At 66.7% G+C, this 13,773-nt stretch carries 18 protein-coding genes and 1 tRNA gene; 8 read left to right on the top strand and 11 right to left on the bottom strand.

Annotated features, from left to right (window positions below; all coding sequences use genetic code 11):
* A partial coding sequence (locus AC6EKW_RS06860; RefSeq protein ID WP_498514012.1) for a sigma-70 family RNA polymerase sigma factor occupies positions 1–664 on the bottom strand: 664 nt, incomplete at its 3' end.
* Positions 665–839: 175 nt separating this feature from the next.
* The gene (locus AC6EKW_RS06865; protein ID WP_273846581.1) at positions 840–1,310 is read right to left on the bottom strand and encodes an Hsp20/alpha crystallin family protein; all 471 of its coding nucleotides are present in this window, start codon (positions 1,308–1,310) and stop codon (positions 840–842) included.
* 117 nt (positions 1,311–1,427) lie between these two features.
* On the opposite strand from AC6EKW_RS06865, the gene lplB reads away from it, so the two are divergent.
* Positions 1,428–1,706: a lipoate-protein ligase small subunit gene (gene lplB, locus AC6EKW_RS06870; RefSeq protein WP_420542079.1), complete on the top strand. Its 279-nt coding sequence runs from the start codon at positions 1,428–1,430 to the stop codon at positions 1,704–1,706.
* Positions 1,703–2,491 (top strand): lipoate--protein ligase family protein, encoded by a 789-nt coding sequence (locus AC6EKW_RS06875; RefSeq protein ID WP_273888741.1) that lies wholly within the window; start codon positions 1,703–1,705, stop codon positions 2,489–2,491. Before lplB ends, AC6EKW_RS06875 begins: the two co-directional genes overlap by 4 nt.
* On the opposite strand, the gene AC6EKW_RS06880 is transcribed toward AC6EKW_RS06875, so the two are convergent.
* Positions 2,476–2,847 (bottom strand): hotdog fold thioesterase, encoded by a 372-nt coding sequence (locus AC6EKW_RS06880; protein ID WP_420542078.1) that lies wholly within the window; start codon positions 2,845–2,847, stop codon positions 2,476–2,478. The two genes, AC6EKW_RS06875 and AC6EKW_RS06880, sit on opposite strands and share 16 nt — an antisense overlap.
* Positions 2,848–2,947: 100 nt before the next feature.
* Between AC6EKW_RS06880 and AC6EKW_RS06885 the strand changes: the two genes are divergently transcribed.
* Positions 2,948–4,471 (top strand): M1 family metallopeptidase, encoded by a 1,524-nt coding sequence (locus AC6EKW_RS06885; RefSeq protein ID WP_498514013.1) that lies wholly within the window; start codon positions 2,948–2,950, stop codon positions 4,469–4,471.
* Positions 4,472–4,547: 76 nt separating this feature from the next.
* Here AC6EKW_RS06885 and AC6EKW_RS06890 read toward each other — a convergent pair whose 3' ends face one another.
* The 3 genes from AC6EKW_RS06890 to nth form a co-directional block, all read right to left on the bottom strand.
* Positions 4,548–4,868, bottom strand: a complete 321-nt coding sequence (locus AC6EKW_RS06890; RefSeq protein WP_273888737.1) for a hypothetical protein — start codon at positions 4,866–4,868, stop codon at positions 4,548–4,550.
* Between the two features lie 164 nt (positions 4,869–5,032).
* Positions 5,033–5,118, bottom strand: a tRNA-Ser gene (locus AC6EKW_RS06895).
* A 29-nt stretch (positions 5,119–5,147) separates the two neighbouring features.
* Positions 5,148–5,792: an endonuclease III gene (nth, locus tag AC6EKW_RS06900; protein ID WP_498514014.1), complete on the bottom strand. Its 645-nt coding sequence runs from the start codon at positions 5,790–5,792 to the stop codon at positions 5,148–5,150.
* 96 nt (positions 5,793–5,888) lie between these two features.
* Between nth and AC6EKW_RS06905 the strand changes: the two genes are divergently transcribed.
* Entirely contained in the window at positions 5,889–7,181 is a 1,293-nt protein-coding gene (locus AC6EKW_RS06905) for a glucose-6-phosphate isomerase (RefSeq protein WP_498514015.1), read from the top strand.
* 3 nt (positions 7,182–7,184) lie between these two features.
* Here the strand turns inward: AC6EKW_RS06905 and AC6EKW_RS06910 are convergent, their stop codons facing one another.
* Positions 7,185–8,015: a class I SAM-dependent methyltransferase gene (locus AC6EKW_RS06910; RefSeq protein WP_498514016.1), complete on the bottom strand. Its 831-nt coding sequence runs from the start codon at positions 8,013–8,015 to the stop codon at positions 7,185–7,187.
* 20 nt (positions 8,016–8,035) lie between these two features.
* Here AC6EKW_RS06910 and mug point away from each other — a divergent pair, with 20 nt between their 5' ends.
* The gene (gene mug / locus AC6EKW_RS06915; RefSeq protein ID WP_498514017.1) at positions 8,036–8,566 is read left to right on the top strand and encodes a G/U mismatch-specific DNA glycosylase; all 531 of its coding nucleotides are present in this window, start codon (positions 8,036–8,038) and stop codon (positions 8,564–8,566) included.
* Between the two features lie 28 nt (positions 8,567–8,594).
* Here the strand turns inward: mug and AC6EKW_RS06920 are convergent, their stop codons facing one another.
* From AC6EKW_RS06920 to AC6EKW_RS06935, 4 genes are all read right to left on the bottom strand, one after another.
* Positions 8,595–8,873: a GlsB/YeaQ/YmgE family stress response membrane protein gene (locus AC6EKW_RS06920; protein WP_273888728.1), complete on the bottom strand. Its 279-nt coding sequence runs from the start codon at positions 8,871–8,873 to the stop codon at positions 8,595–8,597.
* Between the two features lie 71 nt (positions 8,874–8,944).
* Positions 8,945–10,342: an MFS transporter gene (locus AC6EKW_RS06925; RefSeq protein ID WP_498514018.1), complete on the bottom strand. Its 1,398-nt coding sequence runs from the start codon at positions 10,340–10,342 to the stop codon at positions 8,945–8,947.
* 78 nt (positions 10,343–10,420) lie between these two features.
* Complete coding sequence (locus AC6EKW_RS06930; protein WP_498514019.1) at positions 10,421–11,368, bottom strand: acetamidase/formamidase family protein; 948 nt, start codon at positions 11,366–11,368, stop codon at positions 10,421–10,423.
* 26 nt (positions 11,369–11,394) lie between these two features.
* On the bottom strand, positions 11,395–11,814 hold the full coding sequence (locus tag AC6EKW_RS06935) for a VOC family protein (protein ID WP_498514020.1): 420 nt from the start codon (positions 11,812–11,814) through the stop codon (positions 11,395–11,397).
* A 206-nt stretch (positions 11,815–12,020) separates the two neighbouring features.
* Here AC6EKW_RS06935 and AC6EKW_RS06940 point away from each other — a divergent pair, with 206 nt between their 5' ends.
* Genes AC6EKW_RS06940 through AC6EKW_RS06950 form a run of 3 tightly spaced genes read left to right on the top strand, consistent with a single transcriptional unit; the run spans position 12,021 to position 13,735 of the window.
* Entirely contained in the window at positions 12,021–12,254 is a 234-nt protein-coding gene (locus AC6EKW_RS06940; RefSeq protein WP_498514021.1) for a DUF2249 domain-containing protein, read from the top strand.
* A gap of 9 nt (positions 12,255–12,263) precedes the next feature.
* A complete protein-coding gene (locus tag AC6EKW_RS06945; protein WP_498514022.1) occupies positions 12,264–12,638 on the top strand; it encodes a cupin domain-containing protein in 375 nt (124 codons plus the stop codon).
* The gene (locus AC6EKW_RS06950) at positions 12,635–13,735 is read left to right on the top strand and encodes a DUF8744 domain-containing protein (protein WP_498514023.1); all 1,101 of its coding nucleotides are present in this window, start codon (positions 12,635–12,637) and stop codon (positions 13,733–13,735) included. Before AC6EKW_RS06945 ends, AC6EKW_RS06950 begins: the two co-directional genes overlap by 4 nt.
* Positions 13,736–13,773 lie beyond the last annotated feature (38 nt).

A 13,773-nucleotide genomic window follows, 5' to 3' on the forward strand; every position in this document is an offset into this window, starting at 1 on the left:
CGAATCCGTTCCTGAGCGAGAGAACCCTCCGCTCCCGCTCCGGCAGCGCCGCGAGAGCCTCCGCCAGCCGGCGTCGGGCGTCGCTGCGGGCGGCCTCCTCCGCCGGGTCCTCGGCCTCGCCGGGCAACACATCGGCGAGCTCCCCGTCGCCTTCCTCGCCTACCGGGGCCTCGAGCGAGGCGACGGGCTCGAGCGCCCGCCTCACCTCCGAGAGCTCCTCGGCGGTCCACCCGAGCGCGGAGGCCACCGCGCGCTCTCCGGCCTCGTGCCCGAGCCGCGAGCGTACCTCCTCCTCGGCGCGCGAGACCCTCCCGGCACGTTCCCACACCTCCTCAGGTACTCGCACCGGCCTCACGTACGCCATGGCGGCCCGCCTCACGGCCCGGCTCACCCACCAGTTCGCGTAGGTCGAGAGCTTCATTCCCCTGGACGGGTCGTAGTGGTCGACGGCCTGCACCAGAGCGAGCGCCCCCTCCTGCAGGAGATCTTCGAATGGTACACCCCACCTGCGCGCGTAGCGCCGGGCGATGGCGGCCACCAGCCCGAGGTGAGATTCGATCAGACGCCGCCGGGCCTCCCGCTCACCCCGGGCAGCCCTCTCGAGTAGAGTCCTCTCATCGTCGTGAACCCTGACCGGAACGGCCACCCTGCCATGAGATACCATCTCGCACACCTCCAAGATCCAGACTCATGTCCAGACTCCCTCGATAAGAGTTGGACTCTTTCTGTCATATATATACCTTTCGAACACCTCTCCCAAACGCAAGAGAGGCCCGTGTCCGCGCCGGGACACGGGCCTCTCGCTCAAGCTACCCGGACGTGCCGGGGTGCAGGGTGGCTCAGGAGGCGCTGCCCTCCAGGGTCTTCCTGCTCTCGCCGGCCTCGATGGCTATCTTCTTCGGGGCCACCTCGGAGACCGCGCCGGGCAGGACGACCTCGAGCACGCCGTTCTCGAGCCGGGCCTTGACGCTATCCGCATCGACCCCCTCGGGGACGGTCATGCTCCTGCGGAACGCACCGTAGGGCAGCTCCTGCAGGTAGTGGTTGACCTCCTCCTCGGTGCCCTTACGCTGGCCGCTTATCGTGAGCGTCGTCCCCTCGAGGGTGATGTCCACGTCATCCAGCGTCACGCCCGGCAGGTCGACGTGGATCACCAGGTCCCCGCCGTGGGCGTACACCTCCATCGGCGGCGCCCAGAGCCTCTCCTGGCCACCCCGGCGCCTGCCGAACAGGCTGCCTACCATCTCGTCGAACATGCGGTCGAACTCACTCTGAATGTCCCAGAACCCACGGATCGGAGCAAGAGCCATGGAACACCACCTCCTTTCCTGCTCGTTACTACGTCTCGTTCGTCCCAGCCTCGTTATTAGCGGGAGATCCGGCGAGTGCAAGACCTCCCGGAGATCCGGGGTAAACTCTCTTTCAGGATGCACGGAGAGTACAAGAGCCGCGGCGGCAAGCTCGTCGTCGCCGACCTCGAGGTCGAGGGTGGGGTGCTGAGGGGCGTGCGCGTAAGCGGCGACTTCTTCCTCGACCCTCCGGAGGCGCTCTCGGCGATCACGGGGGCGCTGGAGGGGGCGCCGGCCACGCTCGCGGAGGAGGAACTGGCCGCGCGCATCAGGGAGGCGCTCCCGCCGGAGGCCGAGATGGTCGGCTTCTCGCCCGAGGCCGTCGCGCGGGCTGTGAGGAGGGCGCTCTCGTCATGAGCCTGGAGGATCGCTGGAAGCGCTACCGGTGGCGTCTGATCCGCGGGGAGCCGGTCGACCCGCCGGTGAACGTCGCCATAGACGAGGTTCTGACCCGCAGGGTCGGCTCCGGAGAGCGCCCGCCGACGCTGCGCTTCTGGGGGCGCCACAAGGACGAGGTCGTGATCGGCCGCTTCCAGTCCGTGAGCAACGAGGTAAACGAGGAGGAAGCGCGCAGGGAGGGCGTTGAGATCATCCGCCGCACCACCGGCGGCGGCGCGATGTTCGTCGAGCCCGAGAACATAATCACCTTCTCGATCTACGCTCCCCTGGAGCTGGTCGCCGGGATGTCGACGGTGGACTCCTACGCTTTCCTCGACGAGTGGGTCGTGGAGGCGTTCCGCTCGCTCGGAATCGAGGCCTACTACGAGCCGATAAACGACATCTCCTCGAAGAACGGCAAGATCGGGGGGGCGGCCCAGGGACGGGCCCACGGCGCCGTTTTGCACCACGACACCCTCTCCTACGAGATCGACACCGCCAGGATGCTCCGGATACTGCGCATCGGGCAGGAGAAGCTCTCGGACAAGGCCATCCAGAGCGCCGAGAAGCGGGTCGGTCCCCTGCGGCGCCAGACCAGCCTCCCCCGCGAACAGATCATCGAACACATGATAGAGACCTTCGCCGGGCGCAACACCGCAGACGGTCTCACAGAGGACACCCTCACCCCGGAAGAGCTGGCCGAAGCCGAACGCCTCACCCGCGAGCTCTACGGGACCCGCGACTGGATCTACTCGATCCCGTAGCGCGGGACCACGGCGACGGTGCAGCGACCGCTGCAGACGAGCCGTCCGCGCTCGTCGGTGATCTTCACGTCCCAGAGCACCTCCCGATCGCCGCGGTGGATGGGCCGCCCCACCGCCCTCACCGTACCCCGGCCCTTCGGCCGGAGGTGGCTCGCCGTGACCTCCGTCCCGACCACGCTCTGCCGCTCTTTATCTACCATGTCGTAGGTTCCGAGGCTCGCGACGGTCTCCACCAGCGCCGCCGAGGCCCCGCCGTGCAAAAGCCCGAAGGTCTGCCGGGTCGGGCCGTGCACCGGCATCGTCGCCACCACCTTCTCCGCGGAGACCTCCTCCATCTCGATCCCCAGCGCCTGCATCAGGGTCTTCACGACGGGATCCAAGCATCCACCCTCCGTTTTCATTCCGCACCGACATCCCTTACCATACGCGCCTGACCGAAGGAGGGGAGGAGGCTACATGCGCGAGAGGCCCCGAGGCTCCAAAAACGCACGCCCCGGCAGGAGACCCCACGCCCCCAGAAGCCGACGGCCGCGGGCGGTCTACCGCCGAAGGCGCCTGGGGGCCCTGGTATTGCTCCTCGCCCTCTGTGCCACAGGCTGGAGTCTCCTCGCGCCCTCGGAACAACCCCGAGAGGCCCGGAAAGTCACCTACCGCAAAGTACCTCACTCGAAGCTCACCTCCGCGAGATCTCATCCGGCCAGCTACCACATCGAGGCCCGCTACACCACGAACCCACCCACGATCTCCGGTCGGCAGAGGGTCCGTTACGTCAACGCCGAGGGAGAGCCCCTCAGACACCTCTACTTCAGGCTCTGGACCAACGAGAAGACCTACACCGGCCGCGGAGGCGGGACGAAGATCTCCCGCGTGGAGGTAGACGGGGTAGAAAGCCGCTTCTCGGTCAGGGGAACACGCCTCGAGGTCAATCTCCCCTCCCCCTTGCCCGCAGGCAGGATGGCCGACGTCTCCCTGCGCTTCCGCACCCGCATCCCCGAGATTGCGGCACCCTTCGGGTACCACTCGGGCACGAGCCAGCTCGGCGTCTGGTACCCGGTGCTCGCGGTCTACGACCGCGGCAGGGGCGGCTGGATCCTCCCTCCCCCGACCCGCTTCGGAGAGCCCTACTTCGCCGAGGCCGCGGACTACAGGGTGAGCCTGACGCTCCCGAAAGACCTCACCGTGGCGGCCGCGGGGACCACCACCGGCAAGAGGAACGAAAAGGCGAGCAAGACCATGACCTACGAGGCGCACGACGTCCGGGACTTCGCCCTGGCCATAGGCAAAGACCTCTACAGCAAGACGGGCCGCGTCGGCAATACCACGGTGCGCGTCTACTACCGCCCGGGCTACGCCGCCCGGGCGGACCTGGCGCTCGACCTCGCCGAGCGCAGCCTGGGTTTCTTCTCCCGCACCTTCACCCCCTACCCTTACCGCCGGCTCACCATAGTGGACGCCCCGCTCATCGCCGGCACGGAATTCTCTACCATCACCTTCGTCAACCTGGAGACCACCCCGAACTATCTCTTCGACTCGGTCATACCTCACGAGGTAGCCCACCAGTGGTGGTACGCCCAGGTCGGGAGCAACCAGTTCAGAGAACCCTGGCTGGACGAGTCCCTCGCCACCTACTCCGAATGGCTCTTCTCCGGCGACGCAGCCACCCGTTTCCCCGGTCAGCTCCACCCCTCGATACCGCTGGGCTCCCCGGTCAACGCCTTCCCCGACGACGCCACCTACCAGAGGGTGACCTACCGCTACGGCGCCCAGACCTACCGCGCCCTCTCGCGCAAGATAGGCGAGAAGACCCTGCTGCGCGGCCTGAAGACCTACGCCCGCCGCTACCGCTACCGAACTGCGACCTCCGAAGATCTCGTGAGGACCCTCTCGCAGAGCGCGGGCGAGGATCTCACCCCGTTCTTCGCAGCACACGGCGTAGACACCCGCCAGGGACCATCCCCAAAACACGAAAAGAAGCGGTGAAGAGCAAAGAGGAGGATGGCCCCGGGCACCCGGGGCCATCCTCCTCACTCCGGCTTTTACGCCAGGTTACGGCCGGCTACTGACGGCGGCGCAGCACCGCGAAGGTCAGGATACCGGAACCAAGCAGCAGGGCAGCAGCCGGAAGGATGATCGCCGGACCACCGCTCTCGGCCAGCTTGCCACCCTTCTGGCCGGTGCCGCTGACGCTGCTCATGGCGCTGCTGCTCGCAGCGCTGCTCATGGTGCCGCTGCTCATGGTCGAGCCGCCACCCATCGCGCTGCTGCTCGCAGAGGAGCTGCTGGCAGGGCTGCTGCTCGTAGTCTGCGCGAAGGCAGCCGGTGCGAGGAGCAGCACCGCCACCAGAGCGGCCGCGGCCAGATACACCAACCTCTTCACTCTACCTCCTTCCGTCCTTCTCCATGGTACCTTCATCCTCCGTTGCAGAAGAGGATATACCCACAGTTTAGCAAAGCAAAAACCGCAAAGGGTCCATTTGCTTAAATTTTTTTAAAGAATCCTCGTGGTAGGGCCTCTCGCCCTCACCCGAGGAGCCGTGTAAGCGGGAGCAGTAGGATTCGAACCTACGGGCGGCACAGCCGCCTCTGGTTTTCAAGACCAGCGCATTCGTCCGCTCTGCCATGCTCCCGTACCCACCGGGATTTTACACCGGCTCCCTCAGGCCTTGAAGGCAGAGGGGCATATGTCGTTGAGCACGCAGTTCGGGCAGTCGGGGCGGCGGGGTTTGCAGACCCTCCTGCCGTGCAGGATGAGCAGGTGGGAGAAGAGCGGCCGCTTCTCTTCCGGGACCAGCTCGATGAGGTCGCGTTCGATCTTTTCCGGGTCCTTCTCGCGGCTGAGGCCGAGGCGGCCGGAGAGGCGGCGGACGTGGGTGTCGACGACCACGCCCTCGCCGTTGCCGAAGGCGGTGCCGAGGACGACGTTGGCGGTCTTGCGGCCGACGCCCGGGAGCGCGGTGAGCTCCTCCATCGTGCGCGGCACCTCGCCGCCGTGCTCCTCGACGAGGGTGCGGGCCATCCCCTGTATGGCCCGGGCCTTGCTGCGGTAGAAGCCGCTCGGGCGCAACATCTCCTCCAGCTCGTTCGGGTCGGCCTCGGCGTAGTCGCGGGCGGTGCGGTACCTCTGGAAGAGGCGGGGTGTGATCTTGTTCACGGTCTTGTCGGTGGTGCGGGCGGAGAGGATGGTGGCGACCAGCAGCTCCAGAGGGTTCGACCAGGAGAGCTCGGTCGTGGCGCCGGGGTAGAGCTCTTCGAGCCGGGAGAGAACCTCCCGGGCTCTCCTGCGCTTCGTTTCGTCCGGCATGTTCTTTCCCCCTCGCCCGTCATCGTGGTTTCGTCCGCGGGCGCGATTATATCCCGGTAAACTCTTCTGCAGGCTACGAAGTTCAGGAGGACCGAATTGGCCGAGGTCAGCTTCGACTACACGAACCTCATCGAGGTGGAAGGTGGCATCACGGAGAAGGAGCTCTCGGAGATCACACCCCGGCTGCAGGAGGCTGCCGGGAAGCTCCTCGAGGACGAACCCGGGTTCATGAAGCTCCCGGAGACGCGCGAGTACGCCGACGCCTGCCTGAGGACGGCCGGCGAGATACGAAGCTCGAGCCCGACGGACTTCATCCACATCGGCATCGGGGGCTCCGCCCTCGGCCCGATAGCGCTGCACCGGGCGCTCAACCACCCCTACTACAACCAGATGCCCGAGCGCAGGGGGCCGCGCATCCACTTCGCCGAGAACACCGACCCCGCGACGCTCGCCGCCATCCTGGACGTGGCGGAGCCGGAGGGGACGTGGGTGAACGTGGTGACGAAGTCGGGCTCGACGGCGGAGACGATGGCAGGCTTCCTCGTGGTGCGCGGGATGCTGGCGAGCACTCTGGGGGACTTCGGCTACCAGCACCGCACGATCGCGACCACCGACCCCGAAGAGGGCTTCCTGAAGCGGATCGCCGACCGGGAGGATCTGCGCACGCTCCCCATCCCGAAGGACGTGGGCGGGAGGTTCTCGGTGCTCTCACCGGTGGGGCTTCTGCCCGCGGCGGTCACGGGATTGGACATAGACGCCCTCCTGCGCGGAGCCGCGGAGTGCGTGCGCGAGGTCAGGGAGCGGGGGGCGGAGCATCCGGCGGTCGTCGGGGCGGCGATGCATTACCTGATGGACACCGCGCGCGGGCGGAACATCCGGGTGATGATGACCTACGCCGACGCGCTGGAGCGGGTCGCGGCGTGGTTCGTCCAGCTCTGGGCCGAGTCGCTCGGCAAGGACGGGAAAGGCTCCACCCCACACGGGGCGGTCGGGACCACCGACCAGCACTCCCAGCTGCAACTCTACATGCAGGGTCCGCAGGACAAGGTGATCGAGATCGTGCAGGTCGAGGAGCACCCGCGCGACCTGGAGATCCCGCCGGCCTACGAGGATCTCGAAGGCGTGGGGTACCTCGGCGGGCACACGATGGCCGAGCTTTTGAACGTCGAGTGCGACGCGACCCGCCGGGCGCTCACCGAGGCGGGTCGCCCGAACGCCACGATCCGGCTGGACCGCATCAGCGAGGAGAACCTCGGCTACCTCTTCGTCGCGCTGGAGGTGCAGACCGCGATCGCGGGCTCCCTCTACGGCGTGAACGCCTTCGACCAGCCGGGCGTGGAGGCGAGCAAACGCTTCACCTACTCCCGGATGGGCCGCCCGGGTTACTGAACCTCACTTCACGGCGATCCCGAACACTACCGGGGCTGCGCGGCCCCAAAGCGGGCCGCGCTCCCGGTCTTCCACCACGCGCCACAGATCGGGCCCCCACCGGCGCAGCTCGCCGAAGGCGCCGTTGCGCTCGACGTCGTCCGCGACGAGCACCCCTCCCTCGGTCAGGTGGGGCCAGACGAACCCGAACTCGCGCAGCATGTTGCTCCGGGTGTGAAGGCTGTCGTGCACGAAGAGGTCCACCCGCCCGAGTCGTTCGAGAAGCCCGGGGAGCACCTTTCTGCTCGACCCTCGATGCAGGCACCACCGCCTCCTCATCCCCTCGTCCACCGCCACCCCCCAGGATTTCTCGTAGCCTGATCTCAGCGGGGGCAGGTCGACGCTGTGCAGGACGCCGCCTCCGTTCTGCTCCAGCGCCCTCAATATGAACGCCGAGCTCACCCCGTAGGCGACCCCGGTCTCGAGCACGACCCGGGGCCGCAGCAGGCGGCAGAGGAGGTAACACAGGCGGGCGAGCAGGGAGTCCGCCGCCCAGCGCCGCATGAACGGGTCTTCACCACGTATGTCGGCGAGCAGACGCCGGGTCTTCTCCTCGACCTCGCGCAGCGCCGGCTCGGAGAGGACCCGCTCGACATCGCCGAAGCGTTCCTCGAGTTCCTGTAGAAGTCTCACCCATCCGACGGTATCGTAGGAGACCCGCCCTATGAGGATCCGCTCCAGCAGCATCTCCGCGTACCCCGCGGCCCGGTCACGAAACTCTCCGGGGGCTTCCGGCAACAGGGCCAGAAGCAGCCCCAGGCTCCTCAAATTCCCGGTGAGCTCCCGGTAATCCATGGCCCGCCAGATGATAACCCGTGCTACACTCCCGGACCGTGGCGGAGGACCTGCTGAGAGTCGGCCTGAAGCTCGTTTTCTGCGGCTACAACCCGTCTCTGAGGTCGGGGAAGAGCGGCCACCACTACGCACACCCTGCCAACCGCTTCTGGCGCGTGCTGCACGCGGCCGGGATCACGGAGAGGCTCTACCGCCCGGAGGAGGATGAAGAGCTGCTCGGGCTCGGCATCGGGTTCACCAACCTCTGCCCCCGCCCGACGCGCCGCGCCGACGAGTTGAAAAGACAGGAGATCCTCGCCGGAGCCCGTCGGCTGCGGAAGGACCTCGAACTCTTCCGGCCCCGCGCCGTCGCCTACACGGGCATGGGGGTCTACCGCTGGTTCCGGGGCTCATCGCGGTCGAGTTGGGGCGTGCAGGGAGATTCGGCCGTACCCGGGATCGTGGACATCGTCGTTCCCTCCCCATCGGGGCTGAACCGGATGCGTCTCGAGGAGCTCGTCGAGCACTACAGGGTCCTGGTCCCCTTCGTCAGGGAAACCCGGCGGGGATGAAGGAGGGGCGCCAGAGCGCCCCCTCACCTCACGTACGCCTCCTGCCCCCGCGCGCGGTACGCCCGACGAACAGCCGGTAGAGCAAAAGCAGGATGATCGCGCCGATTATCGCAACGATGATCGAGCTCACGTTCACCCCCGTCACCCCCGGACCACCGAAGGCCCCGACGACGAACCCGCCGATGATCGCCCCGACCATCCCGATGATGATGGTCACGATGATCCCACCCGGGTCGTCCCCCGGTAGGATCAGCTTCGCAAGCGCACCCGCGATGAGTCCTATGATGATCCAGGATATAATGCCCATCTTCGAACCTCCTATGTAGTCATGATTACTACTGTACAGCAGTATACTCTAGTTTTCTAAATAACAAAACGTCAGGTCTGCTGTTTTTCCGGAGGTCCGGGGTTACGCATGAGGAGCGCGAGCAGCAGGGCGAGGGCGGCGACGGCGGCCATTCCGAGGGCGACCGTGTGCAGGTGGGGGGTATCCACGCCGGAGGCGAACTCGACGCCGAGCAGGCTGGTAGAGAGGATGGTGCCGAGGTAGCGCGAGGTCTGGAAGAGGCCGGAGGCACTGCCGACTTCTTCCTGGGGTACGAAGCCGTAGAGGGCGGTCTGCAGTCCGAGGTTGTTGAACCCGCCTGCGCTGCCGAGGACGACGAGCGCGAGGATGAGGTGCGGGATTCCACCGCGGGCCGGCACGGTGAAGAGCAGTATGCTCCCGGCGAGCATGCAGAGGGCGGCGAAGACTATGCCGGGCTTGGGACCGGTACGGTCTATGAGGCGGGCTGCCAGGGGTGTGAGGACGACGCCGCTTCCGGCGAGGGCGAGCATCATGGTACCGGTGGTATCGGCGGGGATGTGCCGGGCGTCCTGCAGGTAGGTCGGCATGCCGATGAAGGAGGAGTAGTAGACGACGTTGACCAGCACGAACTGGAGGTAGACCGAGATCACCTCCCGGTGCGCGAGGGAACCGCGCAGGTCCAGGAAAGGGTTTCGAGCGGAGCGCTCGCGGAGGTAGAAGAGGATCGCGGCGGCGAGCGCGACGCCGCCGGCGAAAAGATCCGCCTCCCCCCGGAGCGAGAGCAGGAACACGAGTGCCCCGACCACGCACACCGCGAAGAGGAGTATGCCCGCCGGGTCGAGTCCGGAGAGCTCTCTTTTCAGGTTGCGGCGTACCCCTTCCGGCCTACCGGGGTCCTGGGGCAGGATCCGCCAGCCGAGGGTGAGCGAGAAGAGTATGAATGGGAAGTTGACCAAGAAGACCAGAGGCCAGTCGCCGTAGTGGACCAGATACCCCCCGATGGTAGGTCCGAAGGCAGCCGAGGTCGAGGAGCAGACGGCGAGTACGCCGAGCGCGGCTGCCTGGCGCTCGGTGATGTGGCCTCTGATCATCGCAGCCCCGGACGGGAAGAGCGCCGAGGTTCCGGCGGCCTGCAGCACCCTGAAGCCCACGAGCCACCCGAAAGTGGGCGAGAGGGGTGCGAGCATGCTCGCCGCAGCCGAGATCACGAGCCCCGACAGGAACACCCTCTTGCGCCCGTAAGTATCCGAGAGCCGGCCCATGAGCGGCTGGGCGATAGCGCTAGCCAGGTAGAAGGCCGAGACGATCCAGGAGCCCTGGGCGAAGGTGATCCCGAAGTCGTGGTTTATGCGCGAGAGGGCGACCGAGATCATAGAGGAATTGAGCGGGTTCAAGAGCGTCGCGGAGGCTATGGCCGCGAGCATCAGGTTGCGGTTCGGCGGCGAACCACTCCCGGAGGACGGCCTCACGCTCTCGCGATGCCTCGACTGTCGGACACCCCGTCAAAGATACCACCTTGCTTGACGGGGTCAAACGTTTTTGCGGGCTCAGGAACGCCCGAGGTAGCGTTTCTCGACCGAGGCGACCAGCGAGTAGGTGGTGTCCACCATGTTCCCGACGTAGAGGCCGCCGGCCTGCGTGAGAAGCTGGTAGGCGTCGGGGCGGGAGAAGCCGTAGTCGCTCTCGAGCCAGCCGACGAGCTCGGCGTAGGCGATCCGGGCCGCATCCTCCATCGGCCGGGCGCTCCCGACGGTCATGATCCTCTCCTCGGACTCGATGCGAGGCCACTCTATCCCGCCGCCCTTTATGACTTCGAAGGAGAGCGTGACGCGGCTGGTGACCTCGAGCGCGACCCCGCACAGCTCGCCCTGCCCCTGCCGGGCGTGGCAGTCTCCGGTGTAGAAGAGCGCGCCCTCGTTGAAGACCGGCAGATAGACGGTGTTGCCCGGCCTCACGTCCGGCACGTCCATGTTCCCCCCGAACGGCCCAGGCGTGAGCGCAGAGATCGCCTCGAGTTCCGGGGCCACCGCGATCGTCCCGACGAACGGCTCCCACGGGAGCCTGACCCCGACCTCCTCGTTCTCCAGGTAGCGCCCACCTCCCTCCTCGATGAGCCTCCACACGTAGACCCTCTCCGGTAGCGGGTCCTGCAGGGTGCGCGTCAGGTTGGTCGAGGTGAGCCCGCCGAAGTACGGTATGTAGCAGCTCACCGCGTAGTCTCGGGCGGGCTCTATCTCTTCCAGGCGCACCGCGAGCGTGTCCCCCGGCTCGGCCCCCTCCACGTAGACCGGCCCGGTCTGGGGGTTCAGGAACTTCGCCGTGGCAAGGGCCTTGCCCGGCAGGTCTTCTTTGGTTTTGATCCTGCTCTCGAAGGCATCCTCGGTGTGGATCACCACCCGCTCGCCCGCCCTCACACGCGCCACCGGCTCCCGGTAGGGGCTGAAGACGTAGCTGTAGTCCTCCGGCACGACCTCCACCACACCCCGCTGCGCCATCCCGGCACCTCCTCTCCTATTTGCTGCTATTGAATCATATCCCCGACCTTCATGGTGCCCCTCTGCACCAGCTCGACGCGGTAGCCGTCCGGGTCCAGGACGAAGGCTATCCTGTAGTCGTGGCCGTCGACGGTCATCGTCTTGGGCTCGACGTCCACCTCGACCCCCTGCTCTTTGAGCCGCGCCACGGTCCCCTCGAGATCGTCCACGACGAAGGCGACGTGGCCGTAGCCTTCCCCGATCTCGTAGGGCTCGGTGCGCCCGTGGTTGTGGGTGAGCTCGAGCATCGGAGAGGAGGGATCCTCCTCCATCGCGAAGAAGTAGTTGGTAGCATCGGAGAAGTGCATCTCCCCAACCTTCTTCATCCCGAGCTTGTTCACGTAGAAGTCCGTGCTCCGCTCGGGGTCGAGGATCCTGTAGCAGGTGTGTATGTACGCGGTGGCCAAAGTTGCACTCCTTTCTCTCGCCGGGAAACCTCCTTATATCGCGAATGTTAATGCAGCCATGCCACCATCACACCTTCATCCCACCCGCTTTCTGACGAGGTGAGAAACAACACCACAGATGGGTGATCCCAATCACCCCACCCCTTGCCCCCTCACCCTCCCCGTGCAACAATCTATGACGATTACAGTAGATATAAAAGAGGAAGATGGACGAGAAGAGGACGATAGACGTGAGGCGGATAGCCCCGGGGGAGAGGCATCCCCTGATCTTTCGGACGTTCGACGGGCTTGCTGCGGGGGAGTCTTTCGAGCTGGTCAACGACCATGACCCGAAGCCGCTTCATCGGCAGTTTTCTGTGCAGCGGGAGGGGCGTTTCAGCTGGGAGTATCTCGAGCGGGGTCCCGAGCTGTGGCGGATAAAGATAGCGAAGACGGTCTAGAGGGGGACCTTGGGTCAGATAATCCGTTCCTACAGGGATAAGGCGGCCTTCCAGGAAGACCGCTTCAACGCGGTGATGCTCGGGCAGGACGAGAACACGAAGGCGCTGCTGGTCTGCTGCGAGCCCGGGCAGTACATCCCGGTACACCGTCCCGGGGTGGCGGTCACGTTCGTGGTCCTCGAGGGCGAGGGCACGCTGGTCGCCGGCGAGAAAGAGGAGAAGGTCGGGCCAGGGGCGGTGGCCTTCGCCGCGGCCGGGGAGGAGCGGGGGCTGAAGGCCGAGACCAGGCTGCTCGCGCTCCACGTCGTCGCACCCCCGCCGACCGGCGAGGACCATGCCGGGGTCGTGGCCAGGCTCGAGCGAGGCGTCTGGCGCCAGCCATGATCGGCCGGATCTCCTCCAGCTCCCGGAAGCGGCGGGCGCCGTTCATGGTACTCGCGATACTCGCGCTGCTCGCCGGGATGTGGGCCGGGCTCTCGCGGATGGGCTGGCAGATACCCTCCTACGGCCTCTCGCACGGGTTGCTCATGATCGGGGGGTTTTTGGGCACCCTGATCGGACTCGAACGCGCCGCCGCGCTCAAGCGCCGGTGGGGCTACGGGGCCCCTCTCGCCTCCGGGGCGGGCGCGCTGCTCCTGCTCCTCGGGAAGGCTCTCGTGGCCCCCGCCGCGATCCTCATCCTCATCGGCAGCGTCTTCCTCGTGGCCATCTTCGCGGTCTTCCTCTCCCGGGAGCCGTCGCTCTTCGGGCTCACCGAGGCCGCCGGGGCCGCGAGCTGGCTCATAGGCAACCTCCTGCTCCTCTCCGACCGGTTCGACCCCGGGCCGCTCACCGCCTGGTGGACCGGCTTTCTCGTGCTGACGATCGTCGGGGAACGCCTGGAGTTGAGCCGCCTCTCCTCCCCCGGACGGGCGGTGGTGGCCGCTTTCCTGCTCGCCGCCGGGATAACCTTCGCCGGGCAGGCCGTCTCGGTCGCAAACCTCGATAGCGGGAGGCGTCTCTTCGGCCTCGGGCTGCTGCTGCTCGCCCTCTGGCTCGCCCGCCACGACGTCGCCCGGCGCACCGTGCGGGTCGCCGGAGCCACCCGCTTCATCTCGCTGTGTTTGCTCTCCGGGTACTTCTGGATGGCGGTGGCGGGCACCCTCAGGCTCGTCTACGGTGGCGTCATGGACGGCCCCTACTTCGACGCCCTGCTCCACAGCCTCTTCCTCGGCTTCGTCTTCTCGATGATCTTCGGCCACGCCCTCATCATCTTCCCCAGCGTGCTCGGCATCCCCATCCCCTACCGGCCGCGCTTCTACGCTCACCTCGCCCTGCTGCACCTCTCCCTGCTGCTGCGCATCACGGGGGATATCTCCGGCATCCACCCCTGGCAGGCCTGGGGCGGGCTCTTAAACGTCGCGGCCATCCTGCTGTTCCTCGCCAGCACCATCCTCTCTGCGCTGGCGGGCACGCGGGCAAAGAGGCCCGAAAAAGCATGAAAAAACCGGCCGCCCGCGAGGAGGACGGCCGGAAGAGA

It is taken from the genome of Rubrobacter sp. M3-4, from assembly GCF_059772285.1.

What these genes read in the sequence shown, in the direction of transcription:
- AC6EKW_RS06930 (WP_498514019.1), bottom strand. Translation starts at nt 11,368, where the DNA reads ATGGCGCAGCGGGGTGTGGTGGAGGTCGTGCCGGAGGACTACAGCTAC.
- AC6EKW_RS06865 (WP_273846581.1), bottom strand. Translation starts at nt 1,310, where the DNA reads ATGGCTCTTGCTCCGATCCGTGGGTTCTGGGACATTCAGAGTGAGTTC.
- AC6EKW_RS06950 (WP_498514023.1), top strand. Translation starts at nt 12,635, where the DNA reads ATGATCGGCCGGATCTCCTCCAGCTCCCGGAAGCGGCGGGCGCCGTTC.
- AC6EKW_RS06920 (WP_273888728.1), bottom strand. Translation starts at nt 8,873, where the DNA reads ATGGGCATTATATCCTGGATCATCATAGGACTCATCGCGGGTGCGCTT.
- AC6EKW_RS06885 (WP_498514013.1), top strand. Translation starts at nt 2,948, where the DNA reads ATGCGCGAGAGGCCCCGAGGCTCCAAAAACGCACGCCCCGGCAGGAGA.
- AC6EKW_RS06940 (WP_498514021.1), top strand. Translation starts at nt 12,021, where the DNA reads ATGGACGAGAAGAGGACGATAGACGTGAGGCGGATAGCCCCGGGGGAG.
- AC6EKW_RS06880 (WP_420542078.1), bottom strand. Translation starts at nt 2,847, where the DNA reads ATGCAGGCGCTGGGGATCGAGATGGAGGAGGTCTCCGCGGAGAAGGTG.
- AC6EKW_RS06910 (WP_498514016.1), bottom strand. Translation starts at nt 8,015, where the DNA reads ATGGATTACCGGGAGCTCACCGGGAATTTGAGGAGCCTGGGGCTGCTT.
- lplB (WP_420542079.1), top strand. Translation starts at nt 1,428, where the DNA reads ATGCACGGAGAGTACAAGAGCCGCGGCGGCAAGCTCGTCGTCGCCGAC.
- nth (WP_498514014.1), bottom strand. Translation starts at nt 5,792, where the DNA reads ATGCCGGACGAAACGAAGCGCAGGAGAGCCCGGGAGGTTCTCTCCCGG.
- AC6EKW_RS06875 (WP_273888741.1), top strand. Translation starts at nt 1,703, where the DNA reads ATGAGCCTGGAGGATCGCTGGAAGCGCTACCGGTGGCGTCTGATCCGC.